Genomic DNA, 22,205 nt, shown 5'->3' with positions numbered 1-22,205 from the left:
GTAGGAGCATGAACAACCTCTAGGCCACTCCTCAGATTCTTCGCTGTGCTCGGAATGACAACCAAAACTCAACCCAACCAACACATATGAACTACCGCAAACTGGGCAAAACCGGCTTTAACGTTTCTGAAATCAGCCTCGGCACCTGGCAAGTCGGTGGCAAGTGGGGCGACCCATTCAGCCACGAAACTGCTGACGCCATTTTGAATAAAGCCGTGGATAGCGGCATCAACTTCATTGACACTGCCGACGTGTACGGCGACGGTGAGAGCGAAAAAGCTGTGGGCCGCCTCGTACGCAGCCGCTCTGAGCGCGTGTACGTGGCCACCAAATGCGGCCGGCAGCTGCAGCCCCACGTGAATGAGGCCTACCAGCCTGAGGCCATCCGGAAGTTCGTGGAGGCCAGCCTGCGCAACATGCAGCTGGAAACCCTCGACCTGATTCAGCTGCACTGTCCGCCTACGGAGGTGTACTATCGCCCCGAAATCTTCGAGGTGTTTGATCGGCTCAAGGAGGAAGGCAAGATTCTGAACCTGGGCGTGAGCGTGGAAAAGGTGGAAGAAGGCCTTAAAGCCCTCACGTTTTCTAACGTCACCACCATTCAGCTTATCTTCAACATGTTTCGGCAGCGCCCCACTGAGCTGCTGTTTAGCGAGGCCAAGCGCCACGATGTAGGCCTGATTGTGCGCGTGCCGCTGGCTAGTGGCCTACTCACCGGCAAGTTCTCCCGCGAAACCACCTTTTCCCCCGACGACCACCGCCAGTTCAACCGCGACGGAGCCGCCTTCGACAAGGGCGAAACTTTCTCGGGCGTTGACTACGAGACTGGCCTAGCAGCCGTGGAAGAGCTGAAAAAGGTGTTCCCCGATCAGCCCAACCTCGCCCCCATTGCCCTGCGCTGGGTACTGATGTTCGATGAAGTGAGCTGCGTAATCCCCGGCGCCTCCAAGCCCAGCCAGCTAGAGTCAAACCTCAGTGCCGCAGAGTTACCCGCGCTATCAGGCGAACAAATGGAAGCCGTCCGCAGCATCTACGAGCAGCGCATCAAGCCGCTGGTGCATAACCTGTGGTAGAGCTTTTATAAAGCTTGAATAGCTTGTTCCAAGTAGGCAAACGTTTGGGGTGCTCGTTGCTCCAATTGAGCTAGGCCGGTCCCGAGACCATCCTCTGGTACCACTACGGTCCCACCTTTGGCGAGATGATGTCGTGCTGGAGCTAAGTCTTCGTCAATCATCTGACAGTTTTTAGCCAGGGTTTCGTCGGTCCAGAAATCTGCTTCCTTCAAGCTAGGCTTACGCTTCGTTCTCACTCCTATTGCGTTTGGTTCTCCACACATTTCCTTGGCTTGCCCGCCTAGTCCACGTCTGCTTTCGTTGTCGCCAAACAGGTATAGCGTATTAGAGTTAGCTCTTAAGTCAGCCCGGTATATCCTCTTTTGCTTCAAAAGCATACATATTCGATGAAGTGAATAAGGAAAAAGTGAAGCTACAAACATTAGACACAAAAAGGCCCGTTGGAGTAGTTCCAACGGGCCTTTTTGGCATTTAAGGGGTTCTCTAGGCTACTTCTGAGGCTTCGGCGTCGTGGCGGGCCTGGGCGGCGGCGGCATCATCGGCGGCTACGGGATGGGCGTCTTCTTCGTGGTGGCTGAAGAAGCGATTCTGGAAAATCAGGATCAGGGCCACGCCTACGAAGATGGCGGAGTCGGCGATGTTGAAGATGGGCCAGAGAGAAACGTGCGAGCCACCTATCAGCGGCCAGGAAGCAGGCAAGATGCCTTCGTAGATGTCCACGTAGAGCATGTCAATCACCTGCCCGTGAAACCAGGGCGTAGGCGCCGTGATGGGGGCGTTGTTGTAGATGATGCCGTAGAAAATAGAATCGATCAGGTTGCCGATGGCCCCGCCCAGAATCAGGGAAACGCAGGTGATAAGGCCTTTGGGGGCGTGGCGCTGCCAGAGCTTGTAGATGTAGTAGGCGATGCCCGTCACGGCCACCAATCGGAAGCTGGTAAGGAGAATTTTACCGTAGGGCGGGGGCAGCTCAACGCCGAAAGCCATGCCGGGATTCAGCGTGTAGTGCAGTTTAAACCAGTCGCCGATGAGGTGAATTTCGTCGAAGCGGTCCATGTAGGTGTGCACGGCCCACTTCGAGAGCTGATCAATGAGGATGACCAGCAGGGCCACCAGGTAATACTTCCAATACTTCATAAGCACAAAGTGACGCAGAATTTTTGACTCCGCTGCGTGGCGCCCCATTACAGCCTCTGCGTCGTTGGTATATGTTCTGAGGTGGCTTTTGTGCCGATATAAACCCGTTTTTCGAGGATTTGTGCGGCGTTATGCCAAACGCTCCCTCAACGGCAAACTTACTCCAAACAAATGTTTTTCTGGGCGAGACGCAGCGTGCAGTTTCCGGGGGAAGTTGCGCGGCCACATTTCAGCCGAGTTAAGGAGCTTATTCAACCGGCAAAGTCCCGAAAATTCAAGGCTGACGCGGCAAAGCAAAAGAAGCTTTAGCAGTAAACTATTTTTTTAGTTATACATTCCATTTCGGTATCCTTCATCTGCTATTCCTATGCTAATCAGCCATAATCCGCTTTCGTATCTACCGCTCAGAGCCTCGCTTATTGCCTGCACAATAGGCCTGGGGGCCTGCGCCTCGCCCCACCCGCTCACCAAGAGCAATGAACAGCAGAAGACTATGACCACCACGTTCTACAACCGCCAGCTCAACACCAGCCTGCTGCTTAACGGGGATTACGATATAGAGCTGCGGCCCAAAAACAAGCCTGATGCTGTAACCAAACTGCGCCTGAAGCAGCTAGGCCTCTCGCGGCGGCAGGCGGCGCTGGTGTTTACTGGCAAGACATACATAGACCCAACTTACCGAATACGTGGCCTGCGCGTGGTCGGCAGCCCCGATTGGCACGCCCTGGGATTTCAGGAAAACGGCACTGGCCGCTACCAACGCACCGACACCGTAGGCCAGGATTTGCTGATGGAATACGCCGCGCCACTGCCCGACAAGCAGGGCTGGCTATACCTGGTGGCTACGGATGAAGGCAGTTCCCGCCCCGGCACCTCCATCCGCGACCGGAGCTTTGAGATGGATGCGGAGTTCGTGACATTCACGTTTCCTTCGGTGCAGAAGGGGCGCTGGCCGCGGGTGGTGTCGCCGGTGCGGCTGGCCAATGATGCGTTTCTAAGTCGGCCAAATGGGGATTATCTGGCTCCGCTGTCGGCGCTGGCCCAGAGCCGGCACGCACCCAGCGCGGGCAACGACCCTAGCCTTGATGGGATGCTGTGGCAAATGCTGCAGCAGTATCACGCCATGGCCGGCAACACCGACTCGGTGGAGTATTTTCAGCAGCAGGGTTGGAACAACGTGAGAATCCCGGCGCCTAGCTCACCCACAGAAACCACTCGCCGGCCCACTCCTATGTCCTCTGATACGCTAGTGAGCCTGGATGCGGTGCCGGAAATCCTGCGGAAAGCGGCTGGTGTGCAGGCCGTGATGCTGAATGAGTCGCACACGTTCGGCCGGCACCGGGCCCTGGCCGCGGCTTTACTACCGGGCTTGTATCAGCAAGGATTCCGCTATCTGGCCCTGGAAACGCTCGAAGACTCGGCGGCCGCCAGCTTGGACCCGCTGCCCCTAAAAGCCGGCTTCTACACCCGCGAGGCCACGTTTGCCAACCTAATCCGCACGGCACGCCACCTAGGCTTTACCTTGGTGGCCTACGAAGCTACCCGCGACCAAAAGGAACGGGAGCTAGGCGAGGCCACCAACCTGTATAATGCCGTGCGCCACGACCCCGCCGCCAAGGTGTTTGTGTATGGCGGCGGCTCCCACATGAACCGCCTCATTATGCCCGGCCAAGCCGACAAAAAATGGATGGCCCAGCACCTCATCGACCTCTCGGGCTGGCGCATTCTGAGCATCAACCAGGCGCGCATGAGCAATGAGGCACGAGGTGGCCTAGTGGCTGCTCCTGCCGGCACTGCCCAGGTGGTGTACCAGCTGCACAAGGGCAAACGCCTCTCTCCCTACCCCGAAAACGACTTGGTAGTGCGCAACAACCTAGACCTAGGCCAGTTGCCCCTACCTTACTCTGATGCCACCAACGCCCAGCTAGTGTCCCTAGACGTGCGCCCTTTTAAGCCAACCACTACCACCGGCCGCCGGATGGTACAGCTCTACCTACAACCAGAACTAGCCATGCGGGAGGATATTTCGCCCATCTATACCCACGAATTACGCGCATCAGAGGACGCATTGTCGCTTCGCCTGATACCGGGCAGATATGTGTACCGCGTGCTCTCAGAGAAGCAAAAAGAGGAGGTACGGAAAGAGTTGGTTGTGAAGTAGAGTTTACATTACTCTCAAGAACGTCATGCTGAGCTTGTCGAAGCATCTCTACTTCTAGCTAACTACTAATCAAACAACAGCAACGAAGCGGTAGAGATGCTTCGACAAGCTCAGCATGACGGCCTGATTAGGCTAACACAAACAAAAAGGCCGCGCATCAATTGATGCGCGGCCTTTTTGGCTCTATAAGTGGCTCAGGCCACTATCTATCCGTTAGCTACTTCCAGCTGCACGGGCACGTTGTACTCGTCGAATTCCAGTACGGAGCCGCCATTTACATCGGGCGCGAAGTTCAGGGCGAGGGCCTGCACTTCCTCGCGGATGTAGTCGCCGAACGACTGCACGGCGGCTTGTAGCTCGGCCTGCTGGCCTAGCGTCACGCGGATTTTGTCCTGCACTTCCAGGCCGCTGTCTTTGCGCAGGTTCTGAAGGCGGTTCACCAACTCGCGGGCTACACCTTCCTGGCGCAGCTCATCGGTCAGGGTCACGTCGAGGGCTACGGTGAGAGGGCCGTCGGTGGCTACGAGCCAGCCGGGCAGGTCCTGAGTGCGGATTTCCACGTCGTCGGGGGCCAGGGTAAGAGCTTCGCCATCCACTTCTACGGCCAGCTGACCCGTCTTTTCGAGGGTGCTGATTTCCTCAGGGGTCATCTGCTGGATGCGGGCACCCACGGCTTTCAGCTTGGCGCCGTACTGCTGGCCTAGGCGCTTGAAGTTAGGCTTCACCGACTTCACTAGCACGCCGCTGGTATCGTCGAGGAACTCCACGTGCTTCACGTTTACCTCGGCGCAAATCAGGTCCTCCACCTTGCCTACCTGCTCACGAGTAGTCTCGTTGAACACCGGCACCAGGATGCGCTGCAGGGGCTGGCGCACCTTCAGCACCGACTTCTTCCGCAGGGAATGCGTGAGCGAAGAAATCCGCTGGGCCAGCTCCATGCGCTCCTCCAGAGCCTTGTCGATGCGGTTTTCGGCGGCTTCTACTAGCAGCGTGAGGTGCACTGACTCAGGAGCCAGCGGCGTGCTTTTGGCCACTGCTTCCTCGCGCATGCCGTCGGTCATGTTCTTGTAGAGCCACTCGGCGAAGAAGGGCGCAATGGGAGCCATGAGCTGCGAAACTACCACTAGGCATTCCTGCAGGGTTTCGTAAGCGGCGCGCTTATCGGTGGTCAGCTCGCCCTTCCAGAAACGGCGGCGCGAGAGGCGCACGTGCCAGTTGGAGAGCTGATCGGTCACGAAATCCTGGATGGCGCGGGCGGCTTTCGTGGGGTCGTAGCCATCATAGTAGCCGCGCACTTCCACAATCAACGACTGCAGCTTGCTGAGAATCCAGCGGTCCAGCTCGGTCAGCTCTTCGTAGGGCACTCGGTCAAACTCGCGGGCCTGGAAGCCGTCGAGGTTGGCGTAGAGGGCGTAGAACGAGTAGGTATTGAACAGGGTGCCGAAGAAGCGGCGCTGCACTTCCGTGATGCCGGCCAGGTCAAACTTGAGGTTGTCCCAGGGCTGGGCGTTGGCAATCATGTACCAGCGCGTAGCATCGGGGCCAAACTGGCTGATGGTGGCAAACGGATCTACGGCGTTGCCGAGGCGCTTGCTCATCTTGTTGCCGTTCTTGTCCAGCACCAGGCCGTTGGCCATCACATTCTTATAGGCCACTGAATCCTCCAGCATTACGGCCAGGGCATGCAGGGTGAAGAACCAACCGCGGGTCTGGTCTACGCCTTCAGCAATGAAATCAGCCGGGAAGTTCTTCTGGAACTTCTCGCTGTTTTCCAGCGGATAGTGCCACTGTGCGTAGGGCATGGCGCCGCTGTCAAACCACACGTCAATGAGGTCCGTCTCGCGGTACATGGGCTGGCCGCTGGGCGATACCAGGAAGATATCGTCCACGTAGGGGCGGTGCAGGTCCATTTTTTCCCCGTTGGCGTAGGGGTTGTGGGTCATAACTTCGGCCGCTACGGCCTTGTCAATCTCCTGCTTCAGCTGCTCAACCGAGCCGATGCAGATTTCCTCCGAGCCATCCTGGGTGCGCCAGATGGGCAGGGGCGTACCCCAGTAGCGCGAGCGGCTCAGGTTCCAGTCGACTAGGTTTTCGAGCCAGTTGCCGAAGCGGCCGGTGCCCGTGCTGGCGGGCTGCCAGTTGATGGTTTTGTTGAGCTCAATGAGCCGATCCTTCACCGCCGTGGTCTTGATAAACCAAGAGTCCAGGGGGTAGTAAAGTACGGGCTTGTCGGTGCGCCAGCAGTGCGGGTAGGTGTGCTCGTACTTCTCCACTTTGAAAGCCGTGCCGTCGCTTTTCATGCGGATGGCAATGCTTTCATCGAGGGTTTTATAGTCGGCACCGCTCTGGTCATGGCCATCGTAGTTCTTCACCCAACGGCCGCCAAATTCGCCCATTTGCGGCACATAGCGCCCAGTGCGGTCCACAACGGGGGTAGGCTTGCCTTCCGCATCCGTCACTATCAGTGCAGGGATGTCGTTAAGCTGGGCTACTTTAAAGTCATCGGCGCCAAAGGTGGGCGAGATGTGCACGATGCCGGTACCATCCTCCGTCGTTACGAAGTCGCCGGGAATCACGCGGAAGGCACGCTCCTCCCCTTCAAACGCCGGGAAGCCTTTGTCGTGACCAAACAAACGCTCATAGCGGACACCCACCAAATCGGAGCCCTTGAAGTGGCTCTCAATGCGCCAAGGCAGCACTTTGTCGCCGGGCTTGAACTCTTCAAACGAGGCGTTTTTTCCTTTCTCCGAGAAGTAACGGCTCACCAACGCCTCCGCCAGCACCACCCGAACGGGGGCGTAGGTATAGGGGTTGAAGGTGCTCACCAGCACGTACGGGATGTTCTTCCCAACGGCTAGGCCAGTGTTAGCGGGCAAGGTCCAGGGCGTAGTCGTCCAGGCCAGGATGTACACCTCTGGCTCCGCGGCTCCGTCACCATATAGCTCAGCCAGCGGCACCTCATCGAGCTGCACATTGCTGAATAACTGTTCTGATTTCTCATCGCGCTTCACCTTGAACTGGGCCACGATGGTCGTGTCCTTCACGTCGCGGTAGGTGCCGGGCTGGTTCAGCTCGTGCGACGACAGGCCCGTGCCAGCGGCTGGCGAGTAGGGCTGAATGGTGTAGCCTTTGTAGAGCAATCCCTTGTCGTAGAGCTTTTTGAGCAGGGCCCAGCAGCTCTCGATGTACTCGGGCTCGAAGGTGATGTAGGGGTCGTCGAGGTCAACCCAATAGCCCATTTTCTCGGTGAGGTCGTCCCACTGGGCTTTGAAGCGCATCACGGTTTCGCGGCAGCGCTGGTTGTACTCCTCAATGCTGATTTTCTTGCCGATATCCTCCTTCGTGATACCCAGCTCCTTCTCTACCTGCAGCTCAATGGGCAGGCCGTGGGTATCCCAGCCGCCTTTGCGGTTCACCTGCTTGCCCAGCAAGGTTTGGTAGCGGCAGAAAATGTCCTTCACGGTCCGGGCCATCACGTGGTGAATGCCGGGGGCGCCGTTGGCCGACGGGGGGCCTTCATAAAACACGAAGGTGGGCTGCCCTTCGCGGGTGCTCACGCTCTTCTCAAAGATGCCGTTCTGCTTCCACCACGCCAGGATATCGGTACCAACCTGGCCGTAGTTGAGCGGCTGCTTGTATTCGGGGTAGTTCATTGAGTGGGGGTCGTTATATCAGAACGTCCTGCTGAGCTGGCCGAAGCAGCTCTTCCTCGGGCTAATCAAGTGGCCTAGGGCCGACTCACCGAAGCGGTAGAAATGCTTCGGCCAGCTCAGCAGGACGGTGGTATGAATAGTGGTTCTATCCGTTCAGCTTGGGCTGTACCTGAATGCGGTTCAGGTTCAGTTCCAGGTCATCATCTTCTTCGTGGTAGTTATCATCGTAATGACGAATACTAGACTGGTCGATGGTTTCTTCATCCTTGCCGTGCTCAAAGGTAACCAACAGGCAGGGCAGCAGAATCAGGTTAGAGAAGTTGGTAATCAGCAAGCTGGCCGACATCAGCAGGCCTAGGGCCTTGGTGCCGCCAAACTCTGAGAAGGCAAACACCGAAAAGCCCAGAAACAGCACAATGCTGGTGTAAATCATGCTCGTGCCGGCCTCCGAAAGCGTGGTGCTGATGGCAGCCCGCACGCGGCGGCCGTTGGCGGCCATTTCTTGCCGGAACTTGGCCAGCAGGTGAATGGAGTTGTCGCCATCAATACCCAGCGCAATACTGAAAATGAGGGCGGTGCTGGGCTTGAGCGGGATGCCGAAGTAGCCCATAATACCCCCCGTGAGCAGCAACGTGAAGAAGTTAGGCAGCAGGGTGAAGAACACCGCCCGAATGCTGCGGAACAAAATCAGCACTACTAGGCCTACCAGCACAAAGGCAATAACGAGGCTTTCCTTGAGCGTGCCAATGAGGTATTCGTTGCCCTTGGTGAAGATAATGGTGGTACCCGTTAGCTTCACATCCATGCCCGTACCGTTGAAAATCTTATTGATTTCGGGACGAATGCGGTTGTTGAGCAGCGTATCGAGGTTGTGCGAGCCTACGTCGGCAATCTTGAGCGAGATACGGGCCCGCTGCATGGTGCTGTCGGTGAAGGAGCGCAGCAATTTACTGGTTAGCTGGCCCTCGCTGCCCTTGGTAGACTGTGAATGAGCCAGATAGCTGAAGATGTAATTCTTCTCGGAGTTATCGGGCAGGCGGTAATACTCCGGGCTGCCGTTGTAGAAGGCCTGAGTTGAGGCCTTCAGGAAGGTAACCACGCTAACCGGGGTGGTGAGCACGGGCTGCGTGCGCAGGAAGTTTTCCAGGCGGTCAATCCGCTCCAGATTCTTGAGCTTCAGCAGGCCTTTGGGCTTACCCGTATCCACCACCATTTCCAGTGGCATAACGCCGTTGAAGTGCTGCTCGAAGAACTTCAAGTCGGAGTTAACCGATGAATCTTTCGGCAGGTCGTCCACCATATACGACACCGATTTCACCTTCGTAACCCCGAACGAGGCCAGTACAATCAAGACGAGAGCCGTTAGGTACACGGTAGTGCGGCGCTCCAGCACCAGGTAATCAAAGAACTCCAGCAGCTTGGTCAGGGGCTTGGCTTCGAGGTGCTCTAGCTGCTTGGGCGTGGGTGGCGGCAGAATGGTAAAAATGATGGGCATCAGGATGAAGGACACCGCAAACGCCACGAAAATATTGAGGGTAGCCACCGCCCCGAACTGGAACAGAATGGCAATATTGGTGAAGCAGAACACCACAAACCCAATGGCTGTGGTGGTATTATTCATCAGCGTTACTAGGCCTATCTTCCGCACTACCCGAGCCATGGCCAGCACTTGGTTGCCCGATTTGCGGTAGTCGTAGTGATAGCGGGAGAGCAGGTAGGTACAGTTTGGGATGCCGATAACGATGATGATACTCGGAATCAGGCCCGTGAGCAGGTTGATTTTGTAGCCTAGCAGCACCATGCTCCCGATGCACCACGTTACCACAATCAACACGATAAGCAGGGGGAACACCACCGCCGACCACGTCCGGAAGAACATAAGCAGCGTTACGGCCATCATAACGATAGTCAGGGCCACAAACAGCTTCATCTCGGAGGCTACCTTAGTGGTCATGGTGGCTCGCACGTAGGGCAGCCCGGCATAGTGCATTTTGATGCCGGTCTTCTTTTGGAAGTGCTCAGCGTGGCCTAGAATCTCCTGCATCACGGCCTCGCGCCGGCTAGAGTTCAGGTACTTGGGATCCATGGTGAGGGCCAGCAGCGTGGCGCCCGTAGTGGGCGAAATCAGCTGGCCTTTGTAGAACTCCTGGGCATTTACCACCCGCATTAGCGAGTCGAGCTCGGGCTGAGTTTGGGGGAAGTTGCGGAAGATCGGGACAGCCCGGAATGTTTGGGTGGCAGTATCCTTTTCCAGCTTAGGCAAGCGCGTAACGCCCAGTACGCCATTCACACCCTCTACCTTGCTCAAAGTATCAGTAAGCGTGCGCAGCTCATTGAAACTGCCGAGTTTATACACGGAGCTATCCTGCATGCCCAACACCAGCACATTGCCATCTTCCCCGAAAGTCCGCTTGAACTTCTGGAAGTACACCATATCTGGGTCGTCGGCCGACACCACCTGGGCAAAGTCGTAGGTCATCTGCACCTTGCGGGCTTCCCAGGCCATAAATACCGTGATGACCGTCAGCAGGCCAATGAGCAAGCGACGGTTCTTAATGACAAACAGGGCGAGGTTTCTCCACATAGGCTGCTAAAATGCAGCAAAGGTACGCAACTACTCTGTGGGCGTAGCGATTAAACCGTTAGCTCAACCATAAGCAAACTAAACCTGAATAGCATGCGTTTTAAAAATTGTTTAGAATATAGGCAACAACTTATGTAGCTTACAGCGTAAACAGCCGCACATCAACATGTTGCGGATTCATCCAATTGCACTTTGAGGCGTGTTGGTTGTTTTAACTCGACTTAATGACACTTTTTTCTTCCCCAGAAGCTCTCCTCACTTTCAACTCAGCTTCTCAGACTCTGCACCTTAGCTACAACGCAACTCGTTTGTCGGTCTCCTTTGGGCAGGCCTACCAGCGGGCCCTGCAGCAGATGCTTGATCTTAACATCGACAAGCTTCTGCTGGACCTAAAGCGTAACGCTCCTCCCACCGAAGACGAAACGGAACAAATTCTGCAGCCGCTCGTAACGGCTCTACCCGCTCACCACACGCAGCCGCTCTTTATTGCGGCCGTGGTGTCGGAGGGTCAGTACCAGTATCAGATTGCGTCTTACTCTTCGGCCGCCAGCCAAACGGTTCCGCCAGCACACATAGAGTTCAACTACTTTACCTCGCGCCGCGATGCTACGGCCTGGCTCAGCGAGAACTAAGCATCCCGCGTTCTACCCAACTCCATTCCTTCCTTTCCAAATATTCCCAAACAAGAACGCCCCCGGATTCCTCCGGGGGCGTTCTTGCGTTCTAGGCCTGTGGTACTAGCCGGTAAGTGGCCTAGAGCTTCTCAAAAACGCGCGACAGGCTCACGGCCTCGCCAATGTAGCTGCGCAGCTCCGAGATGGGCATGCGGGTTTGCTCGCGGGAGTCGCGGTGGCGTACGGTTACGGTGTTGTCTTCCAGGGTCTGGTGGTCAACGGCAATGCAGAAGGGCGTACCGATGAGGTCTTGGCGGGTGTAGCGCGTGCCGATGGAGTCCTTCTCCTCCACCACCAACCGGAAGTCGTGACGCAGGCTGTTGTAGATTTCGTTGGCTTTGTCGGGCAGGCCGTCCTTCTTCACCAGCGGGAAAATAGCGGCCTTGATGGGCGCTACGGCTGGGTGCAGGCGCAGCAGCTTGCGGGTTTTGGTTTGCTGCTTCTCGCCCTCGCCCTCTGTAATCGTCTCCTCCTGGTAGGCCTGGCAGAGCGTGGCCAGGAACAGGCGGTCGGCGCCCACGGAGGTTTCTACCACGTAGGGCACGTAGTTGCCGTAGGGCTTGCCGGTTTCGGGGTTGATGTCGTTGTCGAAATACTGCTGCTTCTTCCGGCTCAGGTTCTGGTGCTGGGTCAGGTCAAAGTCGGAGCGGGAGTGAATGCCCTCGATTTCCTTGAAGCCAAAGGGGAACTCATATTCAATATCCACGGCCGCTTTGGCGTAGTGGGCCAGTTTATCGTGGTCGTGGAAGCGGAGCTTGTCGGCGGGCAGGCCTAGGGCCTCGTGCCAGCGGCGGCGCGTCTCTTTCCAGGTGGTGTACCACTCGCCCTCGGTGCCAGGGCGCACGAAGAATTGCATCTCCATTTGCTCAAACTCCCGCATGCGGAAGATGAACTGGCGGGCCACAATCTCGTTGCGGAAGGCTTTACCGATCTGAGCAATGCCAAACGGCACCTTCTGGCGCGCCGACTTCTGCACGTTCAGGAAGTTCACGAAGATGCCCTGGGCCGTTTCGGGACGCAGGTAAATCTTGCTGGAGTCATCGGCTACGGCGCCCACCTGCGTCGAGAACATCAGGTTGAACTGGCGCACGTCGGTCCAGTTGCAGGTCTTGCTCACGGGGCACATGATTTTCTCATCGAGGATGAGCTGCTTCACGCCCGCCAAGTCTTCGGCGGTTAGCAAGCGGCCCATCTCGGCCAGCAGAGCGTCGGCGCGGTCTTTGTCGCCAGCATTTTCATACTCGGCAGCTTTGTCTTCGAGCAGCACGTCGGCGCGGTAGCGCTTCTTGCTGTCGAGGTTGTCAATCATGGGGTCAGAGAAGCCATCCACGTGGCCCGAGGCCTTCCAGGTGAGCGGGTGCATGAAAATGGCCGCATCAATGCCCACCACATTCTGGTTGAGCTGGGTCATGGCCTTCCACCAGAGCTGCTTCAGGTTGTTCTTGAGCTCCACGCCGTTGGGGCCGTAGTCGTACACGGCGGCAAGGCCATCGTAGATTTCCGAAGAAGGGAATACGAAGCCGTATTCTTTGGCGTGCGACACGATATCGGCCAGGGTGTTTTCAGCCGTGGCGGCGGGTTTCTGCTCGTTGCTCATATAAAGGAGAAATAAGAAGGGAGAGCCAAGAGCTTAGATCACTACCTACTTCGCAGCGCTTATCGCCAAAGCAGGTCTACTATCTAACTTCTAAGCTCTCAGTTCTACTGTGTGGGCAAAAGTAGCCAAAGCTTTAGCTAGTCGTCTATATCTTCCGGCTAAAATGCAGCTCTGCCTCAGTTTAGTAGTAATTTACTGTTCTTGCAGTGGCCTAGCCAACCTGCAAGGCTAGCCTACGTTTAGCGCCTCAAGCCGGAGCCTATTCTGCTAGAGCGGTAACAATTTCATAATCTTGTGCCCCTTTACGGCACCCCTACCTTTGGTTGCCAAAATCTGAATACTCACCAATCCCCCCCTTATGTTTGGCTTAGAGCCTCATGTGCTGTTGCTGCTGATTGCCTGTTTGGTGGCAGCTTGCGCCTTTGAATTCGTAAATGGTTTCCATGACACGGCCAACGCCGTAGCCACGGTCATTTACACCAACACCCTGCGTCCGTGGGTGGCTGTTATCTGGTCGGCGTTCTGGAACTTCATCGGAGTTCTGACGGGCGGTATTGCCGTGGCCATGGGCGTAGTGTACCTGCTCCCGGTAGAAAGCCTCGTGGACCAGAACGTGTACCACGGCATTGCCATGGTGGGCGCGCTTATCATGGCCGCCATTATCTGGAACGTGGGCACCTGGTACTACGGTATCCCCGCTTCGTCGTCGCACGCCCTCATCGGCTCTATTCTTGGTGTGGGCATTGCCTACAGCTTCCTGCCGGGCTCCAATAATGCCGCCGTAAACTGGGGCAAAGCCGGCGAAACCGGTATTGCCCTGCTGGTAGGCCCACTGTTTGGCTTCTCACTGACCATTGTGATGATGTTCCTGCTGAAGCGCTTCGTACGGAACAAGTCCATCTTTAAGGAGCCCCACAAGCGCAAGCCCCCACCCCTGTGGATCCGTCTGATTCTTATTGCTACCTGCACGCTGGTAAGCTATTTCCACGGCTCCAACGACGGTCAGAAGGGTGTAGGCCTCATGATGCTGATTCTAATCGGCATTGTGCCCACGTACTTCGCCCTCGACCACGGCAAGAACCCCCTCGACATGCGCGACTCGCTGGTAAAGGTGGAGCAGGTGATGCAGAAGGTGAACGTGAACGAGCTGGGCACGAAAGACCGTGAATCGGTAGCCAGCATTAAGCTGCAAACCAATTCTCTGGACAGCATCTTCGCCGGCAAAACGCAGGTGAGCCAGCTCCCTCAGAATGCCCGCTTCGAGATTCGCAAAGCTATCCTGCTGCTCAACGATCAGGCGAAGAAAATCCAGTCGAGCGACAAGGTAAGCCTGAGCACTGCCGACCGCGACGCGCTGAAAACTGGCCTAGACACCATGAAAGGCTTCACCGACTACGCCCCCTGGCAGGTACTAGTAGCCGTGTCGGTATCCCTAGGCCTAGGCACCATGATTGGCTGGCAACGTATCGTGAAGACTATCGGTGAGCGTATCGGTAAGGAGCACCTGACCTACGCGCAGGGTGCCTCTTCGGAGCTGGTAGCCGCCGCCATGATTGGCGCTTCTACGTCGTACGGTCTGCCCAGCAGCACCACGCACGTACTGTCGTCGGCCATTGCCGGTTCTATGGTTGCTAACCGCGGTATCAAGAACCTCAACCCCCAGATGGTGCGCAACATTGCTCTGGCTTGGGTACTCACGCTGCCGGTTACGGTGGCACTGGCTGGCGGATTATTCCTGCTCTTCAGAGCTATCCTGCCTTCCTAGGCCATCTTGAAATTACACAAAAAAGCCACCCCAGACCGGGGTGGCTTTTTTTGTTGCTTCCTGATTCCTTTAGGTGGCTCTATTTGGGAAGAGCAATTCACTTAGAGAAAGGGGCGGCAGGAATGCACGGTTTATCAAATACTTATCAACTTATCAACACGAAAATCGTGTGATTTTGTGGATAACTCTGGCTAAGCAGGCCACTGTACCTCTAAGTCGTCGTTGATGAAGACCCCAAAGTTTACAAACTGCAGCTGGTCCTCGTCAAAATACAGGTCAATCATCTCCTTCTCGTAGGAGAGGCGCATCTCGCCGGTGTCCATTTTCTCTACCTCGCTTTGCTCGTGGCCGTGGCGCTGCATCAGGTCCTGAATAGCTTCCGGCGACATGCCGTGGATAGCTTCACCGTACAGGCGGATACCGGGGTGGTCCGTTTCAATGCAGCTCAGGCGGTAGTCATCTTCGCGGTCGAAGTACAGAGAGTAGCCTTCTTCCAGGTAGTTCCAGGCTTGGTGCTCAAACTCGTCGTCGTCTTCCGACTCTTCAATTTCTTCGGGCTCGCCCATCAGGGCGCGCACTTCATCCATGGAGGCACCGAACTTAAGCGGGCCCATGCCCACGCCTAAGGTGATTTCGTTTTCTTCGGTGCCGGAGGATTGATTGGAGGGCGTTTGCATGGCTATATCAGTGAGGGTGGAGGTTCTTAAAAAAAGCAGGGTAAAGGTAGGTATTCAAGGTTCACTTGCCGTAGCGGGCCTCAAATTCGGCTCGCTGGCGTAGGTACTCGGGGTGCTGTTTGGCCTGGTCCCACTTCTGCTTAAATATAGCAGCCGCTTCTGCTTTCGCGGGGTCCTCGGGAGAGCGGGGCAACTCGGCCCGACCGTGGGCGCCGCTCTGGCCTTTTTTGTCGTCGGGCACGGGTCCATCGTACTTCTTGCCCCCACGGTGGTTGGCATAACGCCGCGCTCTAGTAAAGCCCATCTGCAGGAACTTACGAGCCATGTCGGCACCCACAAAGTCGTGATCTTGTAAATAGGCCTCAAACAACCCGTAAATGGTTGTGCTAGACTCCTGGGCCACCGCGGGGGTGCGGAAGCGCCAGTGGGGCAGAATCTCGCCTTTATAGGGCTCTACCAGCAGCACCCCCTGCTCGCCCTTGCCCACCCGGTAAAGCTCCGGGTGAGCCCGAAAGTCCAGCGAATGAAAATCAAGGTCGTAGTTGAAAGGCATAAAGGCTAGGCCAGTGCTGTGGACAAGTTGTGTATTTATGGATGCTATACGCCCATTCCAGGTTCCTGGCTGCCCCAACTCCTAAATGCCCACCCCAGCAGTGGATAACCACCTTCTATCCTGTGGATAACTACCTACTTATTAACAGTTTATTTCACTCACTTCCTTATATCAACACTTCGGAGATGTAGATAAGCCAATGCCGGTAGTTTAGGCTGCTTTGGGCAGAGGCTGCCGAAGCATTCTGCTATGGCAAGTGGTATGGGCGAAGGAAACATCTACGCAGTGGCACTATGTGTCTGGGTTGCGGCTCAACTGGCCTAGTGGTTTGAAGAGGGTTGAGCTAAACCAGAAGTTAGCAGCTTAGCAGAACTGCCCTCGCTTTTCGACGCCTCTGCAAGTACTCCTATCCGCACCTTCTTTGGCTCGGCTGCCTAATAACTCATGCGCTAGGCCACTCAAACGAAAACCGAAAGCCCGGCTCGCTTTTCCACAGGTTAATAACTTTTAAAATATTTTTTTCTTAAAGTCTCTTTTTCTTCTCTGTCATAGGGGCTGTGTATAAGTGGATAAAAAGAAAGGGTTATTAACACGACTGATAACTTGTGTACAAGAACAGAGTTATGCACCGTGTATCAACAGGGTATGTGGATAGTAACTAGTTGTTTTATAAGTAGTTAAACTAGTTTTTCACAATCCACATAGCTTGTCAACAAATCCACAATTCACACTGTGTGTGGAGTGTGGATTGTAGAATTTTCGGGGGAAAGTTATCCACCCTTGTCCACCACCTAATTGCTCTGTTATAGCTGTACAGCAGCCAAAAAAACTTGTACCCAACTTCTCCACGCATTATCCCCAGGTTTCCCCACCATTATCCACAGATTATGGCCTAAGCGTAAACAGACGTGGAAAACTATGTGGATTGCGTGTGGAGAGACAGGTAAAATATGCCTTGCTGAGCTGGAAACGCAGATATGGAATGTGGATAGCTGCATGGGCTATTTTCTATATAGGAAGAAATAGTACTTTACCGGACCATTAGCCTCTCTTCTGCCGAGAAGAGCTATAAGGGGTACGGTTGAACTCCATCTTAGCCAAGACTGAGTGGCCTAGCTAGTCACGTACGCCTTACCTATTCATATAACATCCTGCTGAGGACAATCAAACTGCCTTTGGAGTGCCGCACTTGAACAGTAATATAGACGTCACATCTAAGGCGCTTCGGCAACATAACAACTGGCCTAGAACGACGCTGTACAGGTAACATCAGCAACCAAAGAGCAACGAAGACAAGAACCGAAGATTGACGGAGCTAAGTGTGCGTTTCTACACCGTGTCGATGGATAGTCATCGTAAACAGAAATGCCCGACTTGTTAGGCCGGGCATTCCTTGAGAAGAAACAATGGGTTAGAAACTAAGCGCCTCTACTATATCAAAGTTGGCGCGAATTTGAATGCTTTTGGGGAAGAAGTAAATGGGCTCGGGGGGCACCCGGAGCTGCGGGTCGCCGCCCTGCCAGCGGCCGTCTTTATTAGTGTCAATAAGCACGCGCAGGGTGTAGGTGGCGGGCGCCAGGTAGTCGAAGCGGTAAGTGCCCTTGGGGCTAAGCAGAGTAGCTACCACTTGGTTGCTGGCATCTAAGAGCTGCAATTGATAGCTGGTGTACTTTGTGTTGATAGAGCCACTAAGCGTGCCAGTAGTCGCTTGGTCAGTCACTCGGAGACGCGTCAGGGGCTTTAGGCCTAAACGCTGCCCGGTTATGCTTTGCACTACGGTGCTATCCAGAATAATACCCACGTTTTTCTTCGCCTGAGTGTTCAGGGTAATGGTCAGGGTGCTACGGTCGGGGCTTAAAACGGCGTCGGTGGGTACCCGGAGGGGGCGGCGTTTTAAGGAGTCCTCCACGAGCGTGCCAATGGGTTTACCAGCTACCAGCCGGATGGGCTCCGTGAATTTAAACTTCACCTGGCCCTGGCGGTACACTTCCCGCGGGCTGCCTTCTACGGAGTAAGGAGCGGGACGTTTGGTGGGCGGATTGCCCTGAAACCGCACATTCACGGTGTCACGGCCCACGTTGCCGGCGCTGTCAGTGGCAGCTAGCAGGTAACGGCCTTCCGTGAGGTCGGGGAAGCGGTAGAGCACTACATTGCGGCCGCGCTCCGTCAACTGCACCGCCTCATTGAGCACGGGCGCCGTGGCTCCGCTGAGCGCCGACAGCGTGGCCGTGGCCAGGCCTTCGTTATAGCTCACTTGAAAGTCGGTGGGGCCAGGCTTCTGGCTAACCAAAGTAGGGCGCCGACTATCAGGCCGGGTGAGAACAAGCTGCAGTGAGTCGGCGTTGGGCCGCACGGTGTACAAAGAAGGTAAGTAGGCAATTCGCTCTCCTTCCTCGTAACGCAAGCTTTGGTTCTTATCGGCCAGAGCGTAAAGTTGGTAGTTACCGGCCTTGAGGTACTGCAGGAAAAACCGACCCTGTTTATCGGTGCGAGCCAAATAGTATGGCCGGCCCCGCCGAATGTTGGCCGTATCGCCTTCCGGGTACAACATCACCACCGCTTCTGCCGCCGGCTTGCCCGAAAGCAGTTCCGTCACGGAGCCCCGCACCGCGCCCGAGTCGAGCTGGGCACCAGTGCTAAAGCTCACTCGGGCATCGGGGGCCGGGTTGCTTTCCGTGATGTCGGAAATGGCGTTGCCGAAGTTGAAGGAGTAGGTAGTGTTAGGCGTGAATGGCTTATCAAAAGTGAGCGTGACGGCGTTGCGGTCTTCGCGCACTTTGTACTTGTTATCGTCGCCGATGTAAGGCGCAATAATCAGGTTCTTCTGCAGGTCCTTTACCTGAATAGACTCGGAGAATACTAGCCGTATAGATTGCCCACGCACGTTACGCGCTTCGTTTTCTGGTAGGCTGCTTACCAGCTTAGGCGGGGTAGTGTCCCGGATGCCGCCCTCTGGGGAGCTAACGGCCGCGCACCCGGCTAGGCCAGCTACTGCCGGTATAAGAAAGAGCCAACTTAAGCGGGCAAGGTGAAGCATAAAGAGAAAAGTCTCGGAAGAAAGGACGGACTACGATCTGTGGCTGCAAGTCCGTATTCACAGCTCGAAGGTACAATGCACAACGCTGCAACGGCCAAAAACTGTCATTCCGAGCGAAGCGCAGAATCTAAGGCAAGCCGCTAGGCCAGTAACTCAGATTCCGCGCTCCGCTCGGAATGATAATGTAATGGAGAGCAGAAGAGTAGCCCCTCCCCTACCCCACCCGCTAAGCCACTTAGCGCCGGGTGGCAACGTAAATCAGGCTGGAATACTGGCCCTCGTGCTGGGCCGCATATTGGTTGGATTTGTAGCCGGCTTTAAGCACTGTAAGCAGGCCGCCCCCGCGCTCGGCGCGGTGTTTCTCGCTGAGCATGCTCACATAGTAAGCGTCTAGCGCCATGGGCAGCACCTCACGCACGCCCATTTTATGCTTTTTGAGCAACTGGGTCATGGTTTTGGCGCTGAAATGGTACAGATGGCGGGGCACGTCATAGGCAGCCCAGTCCTGGCGGTAATGCTGGGCGTCGAGGCTCTCTACGTTAGGCACGGCAATAATGAGCACACCATCGGGCTTCAAGAGCTTGATGAGCTGCTGCAGGGTATCGTTCAAGGTATGAACGTGTTCTAGCACGTGCCAGAGCGTAATAGCATCAAACGAGCCCGGCTCCAGTGCCGTCAGGTCGTCGGAGCCGATGGGTTGGCCTACGCGCTGGCTGGCCTCTTCCCGGGCCCGCGGGTTGGGCTCTAGGCCACTTACCTTCCAGCCCGCCGACTTAGCCGCCTCCAGAAAATGACCCGTGCCGCAGCCATAGTCTAGCAGCTGGCCCTTGCGCGGGGCCTGCTTGTTGAGCAGGGCCACCTTGCGGCGCATGGTAAAGAAGCGCGCTACTTTGTAGGCCTGGTTGATAACCCCCCCTGCCCCACTGTTGTGCGACACGTATTCCTCCGACTCGTAGTACCGCCCAATGTGGGCGGCGTCGGGGCGCGGGTTGGTAAACTGAAAAGAGCAGGCGGCGCACTGCTGAATAGCGAAGCTTTCCTTGCTGACCGATTTGTCCTCCACCACGAGCTTGTTGCGAAGCTCCGTCTTGCCACACACCGGGCATTTGTCCAGACGTTCGTAAACCACTGAGTTGTGTTAATGAATTTGATTGGTGAAGCAGGCCTAGGCCAGGCCGCCCCGAATGCGAAGGTACAAAACAGAAGCTGCCACAAATTCACTAAGAACTCGTGGCAGCTTTAATAGGCCTGTGGAATACAGAACGTCATGTCGAGCTTGTCGAGACATGACGTTCTCTTTGTTTTACCACTACTCTACCGGCCCAGGTACACCATCAGCACCGACACGTCGGCGGGAGATACGCCGCTGATGCGGCTGGCCTGGCCTAGGGTTTCGGGCTGAATTTTGAGCAGCTTTTCGCGCGCTTCGTGCGAGAGGGCGGGCATGGCTTTGTAGTCGAGGCGGCCGCGGATAGCGAAGTCTTCCAGCTCCTGCACGCGGGCAGCTTGCTGGTGCTCCTTCTCCAAGTAGGCCTCGTACTTCACCAGAATCACGGCCTGCTCCAGAGCATCGGGGCGGTACTGGCCTAGGGCCAAGGCCAGCGTGGGTAGGGCGCGCGTGAGTTCGGGCAGCTCCACGTTGGGGCGGCGGAGGAGGTTCACAGCGCGGGTTTTCTCATGAATGGTAGCTGAGCCAATTTCCTCCAGCCAGCCGTTGATTTCCGTGGGCTCAATACCGAAGTTCTTCAGCAGCTTCACGATTTCGGCGGTCTGCTCCTGCTTCTCGCGCACGCGCTCCATACGCTCATCCGAGGCCAGGCCCAGCGAGTGGCCTAGTGGCGTGAGGCGCAGGTCGGCGTTGTCTTGGCGGAGCAGAATGCGGTGCTCGGCGCGGCTCGTGAACATACGGTAGGGCTCGTCGGTGCCTTTGTTTACGAGGTCGTCGATGAGCACGCCGATGTAAGCCTCGCTCCGCTTCAGTATGAAAGGCTCCTTACCGTGCACGCGGTTGTGGGCGTTGATGCCGGCCATCAGGCCCTGGCACGCCGCTTCCTCGTAGCCCGTGGTGCCGTTGATCTGGCCCGCGAAATACAGGTTTTTGATGCGCTTAGTTTCCAGCGTCAGATGTAGCTGGGTGGGCGGGAAGAAGTCGTACTCAATAGCGTAGCCGGGGCGGAACATCTTCGCGTTTTCGAAGCCGGCAATTTTGCGCAAAGCGCGGTACTGCACGTCTTCGGGCAAGCTGCTGCTGAAGCCGTTCACGTACACCTCTACCGTGCTCCAGCCTTCGGGCTCCACAAAAATCTGGTGGCGGTCCTTGTCGGCGAAGCGGTTGATTTTATCCTCTACCGAAGGGCAATAGCGCGGCCCCAGACCCTTAATGCGACCCTGGAACATGGGCGACTTCTCGAAGCCCTCCTTCAGGATTTCGTGCACCTCGGGGTTGGTATAGGTGATGTAGCAGGGGCGCTGCTTGGTCAATGTGGGCGTATCGAGGTAGGAAAACTTGCTCGGCTCGGCGTCGCCCGACTGCTCTTCCATTTTAGAGTAATCGAGGCTGCGACCATCCACGCGGGGCGGAGTGCCAGTTTTCATGCGGCCGGCCTCAAAGCCCAGCTCCTTCAACTGCTCCGTAATGCCAGTGCTGCGGCTCTCGGCGGCGCGGCCACCCCCAAACTGCTTCTCCCCAATGTGGATAAGGCCGTTCAGGAAGGTGCCGTTGGTCAGGACCACCGCCTTGCCCCGGAACTCAATACCGAGCTGGGTTTTTACCCCTATTACCGTGTCGTTTTCCACCACTAGGCCAGTTACGGCTTCCTGCCAGAAGTCCACGTTCAGGGTTTGCTCCAGGGTCATGCGCCACTCTTCGGCAAAGCGCATCCGGTCACTTTGCGCACGCGGGCTCCACATGGCGGGGCCTTTGGAGCGGTTCAGCATCCGGAACTGAATCATGGTTTTGTCGGTGATGATGCCCGACTGCCCGCCCAGCGCGTCAACTTCCCGCACAATCTGCCCCTTGGCCACCCCGCCCATAGCCGGGTTGCACGACATCTGCGCAATGGTGTTCATGTTCATCGTCACGAGCAGGACCTTTGAGCCCATGTTGGCAGCCGCGGCGGCCGCCTCACATCCGGCGTGGCCGGCTCCTACTACAATAACGTCGTACTCTTCTTGCTGAAACATGGCGGGGATGGCAATAGCGCGAAACCGGAGCTTCGCGTGTTGTTGAACTCTATGTTAGCTGGTTGCTAACGGTAATTCGTTCGGGGTAAACAGCACTTGGGGGCTTAGTCG

At 56.3% G+C, this 22,205-nt stretch carries 14 protein-coding genes; 4 read left to right on the top strand and 10 right to left on the bottom strand.

Annotated features, from left to right (window positions below; translation table 11 throughout):
• The first annotated feature begins 86 nt into the window (after positions 1-86).
• On the top strand, positions 87-1,073 hold the full coding sequence (locus tag EU557_RS22125; protein ID WP_135532661.1) for an aldo/keto reductase: 987 nt from the start codon (positions 87-89) through the stop codon (positions 1,071-1,073).
• Positions 1,074-1,078: 5 nt separating this feature from the next.
• Here the strand turns inward: EU557_RS22125 and EU557_RS26200 are convergent, their stop codons facing one another.
• Both EU557_RS26200 and EU557_RS22115 read right to left on the bottom strand, forming a co-directional pair.
• Positions 1,079-1,450 carry a DUF7831 domain-containing protein gene (locus EU557_RS26200; RefSeq protein ID WP_135532660.1) on the bottom strand — a complete coding sequence of 124 codons (372 nt, stop codon included), beginning with the start codon at positions 1,448-1,450 and terminating at the stop codon, positions 1,079-1,081.
• Positions 1,451-1,556: 106 nt separating this feature from the next.
• Entirely contained in the window at positions 1,557-2,210 is a 654-nt protein-coding gene (locus EU557_RS22115) for a lipoprotein signal peptidase (protein ID WP_135532659.1), read from the bottom strand.
• 367 nt (positions 2,211-2,577) lie between these two features.
• Between EU557_RS22115 and EU557_RS22110 the strand changes: the two genes are divergently transcribed.
• Positions 2,578-4,371: a hypothetical protein gene (locus tag EU557_RS22110; protein ID WP_135532658.1), complete on the top strand. Its 1,794-nt coding sequence runs from the start codon at positions 2,578-2,580 to the stop codon at positions 4,369-4,371.
• A gap of 206 nt (positions 4,372-4,577) precedes the next feature.
• On the opposite strand, the gene ileS is transcribed toward EU557_RS22110, so the two are convergent.
• Both ileS and EU557_RS22100 read right to left on the bottom strand, forming a co-directional pair.
• The gene (gene ileS, locus EU557_RS22105) at positions 4,578-8,024 is read right to left on the bottom strand and encodes an isoleucine--tRNA ligase (RefSeq protein ID WP_135532657.1); all 3,447 of its coding nucleotides are present in this window, start codon (positions 8,022-8,024) and stop codon (positions 4,578-4,580) included.
• Between the two features lie 145 nt (positions 8,025-8,169).
• Complete coding sequence (locus tag EU557_RS22100; RefSeq protein WP_135532656.1) at positions 8,170-10,608, bottom strand: efflux RND transporter permease subunit; 2,439 nt, start codon at positions 10,606-10,608, stop codon at positions 8,170-8,172.
• A 224-nt stretch (positions 10,609-10,832) separates the two neighbouring features.
• On the opposite strand from EU557_RS22100, the gene EU557_RS22095 reads away from it, so the two are divergent.
• Entirely contained in the window at positions 10,833-11,240 is a 408-nt protein-coding gene (locus EU557_RS22095) for a hypothetical protein (protein ID WP_135532655.1), read from the top strand.
• 121 nt (positions 11,241-11,361) lie between these two features.
• Here the strand turns inward: EU557_RS22095 and EU557_RS22090 are convergent, their stop codons facing one another.
• Positions 11,362-12,879 (bottom strand): glycine--tRNA ligase, encoded by a 1,518-nt coding sequence (locus EU557_RS22090; protein ID WP_135532654.1) that lies wholly within the window; start codon positions 12,877-12,879, stop codon positions 11,362-11,364.
• A 358-nt stretch (positions 12,880-13,237) separates the two neighbouring features.
• Here EU557_RS22090 and EU557_RS22085 point away from each other — a divergent pair, with 358 nt between their 5' ends.
• Complete coding sequence (locus EU557_RS22085; RefSeq protein WP_135532653.1) at positions 13,238-14,644, top strand: inorganic phosphate transporter; 1,407 nt, start codon at positions 13,238-13,240, stop codon at positions 14,642-14,644.
• Between the two features lie 191 nt (positions 14,645-14,835).
• On the opposite strand, the gene EU557_RS22080 is transcribed toward EU557_RS22085, so the two are convergent.
• The 5 genes from EU557_RS22080 to mnmG form a co-directional block, all read right to left on the bottom strand.
• Entirely contained in the window at positions 14,836-15,321 is a 486-nt protein-coding gene (locus EU557_RS22080) for a hypothetical protein (protein WP_135532652.1), read from the bottom strand.
• Positions 15,322-15,382: 61 nt separating this feature from the next.
• On the bottom strand, positions 15,383-15,874 hold the full coding sequence (locus EU557_RS22075) for a DUF4385 domain-containing protein (RefSeq protein ID WP_135532651.1): 492 nt from the start codon (positions 15,872-15,874) through the stop codon (positions 15,383-15,385).
• A gap of 1,411 nt (positions 15,875-17,285) precedes the next feature.
• Positions 17,286-18,911 (bottom strand): Ig-like domain-containing domain, encoded by a 1,626-nt coding sequence (locus EU557_RS22070; RefSeq protein ID WP_135532650.1) that lies wholly within the window; start codon positions 18,909-18,911, stop codon positions 17,286-17,288.
• Positions 18,912-19,146: 235 nt separating this feature from the next.
• Positions 19,147-20,040: a class I SAM-dependent methyltransferase gene (locus EU557_RS22065; protein WP_135532649.1), complete on the bottom strand. Its 894-nt coding sequence runs from the start codon at positions 20,038-20,040 to the stop codon at positions 19,147-19,149.
• A gap of 185 nt (positions 20,041-20,225) precedes the next feature.
• On the bottom strand, positions 20,226-22,094 hold the full coding sequence (gene mnmG, locus EU557_RS22060; RefSeq protein ID WP_135532648.1) for a tRNA uridine-5-carboxymethylaminomethyl(34) synthesis enzyme MnmG: 1,869 nt from the start codon (positions 22,092-22,094) through the stop codon (positions 20,226-20,228).
• Positions 22,095-22,205: the final 111 nt, after the last annotated feature.

This window comes from Hymenobacter wooponensis (assembly GCF_004745865.1).
In the GTDB taxonomy this organism is placed as follows: Bacteria; Bacteroidota; Bacteroidia; order Cytophagales; family Hymenobacteraceae; genus Hymenobacter; species Hymenobacter wooponensis.
This window is presented reverse-complemented; position numbering and strand designations above follow the sequence as displayed.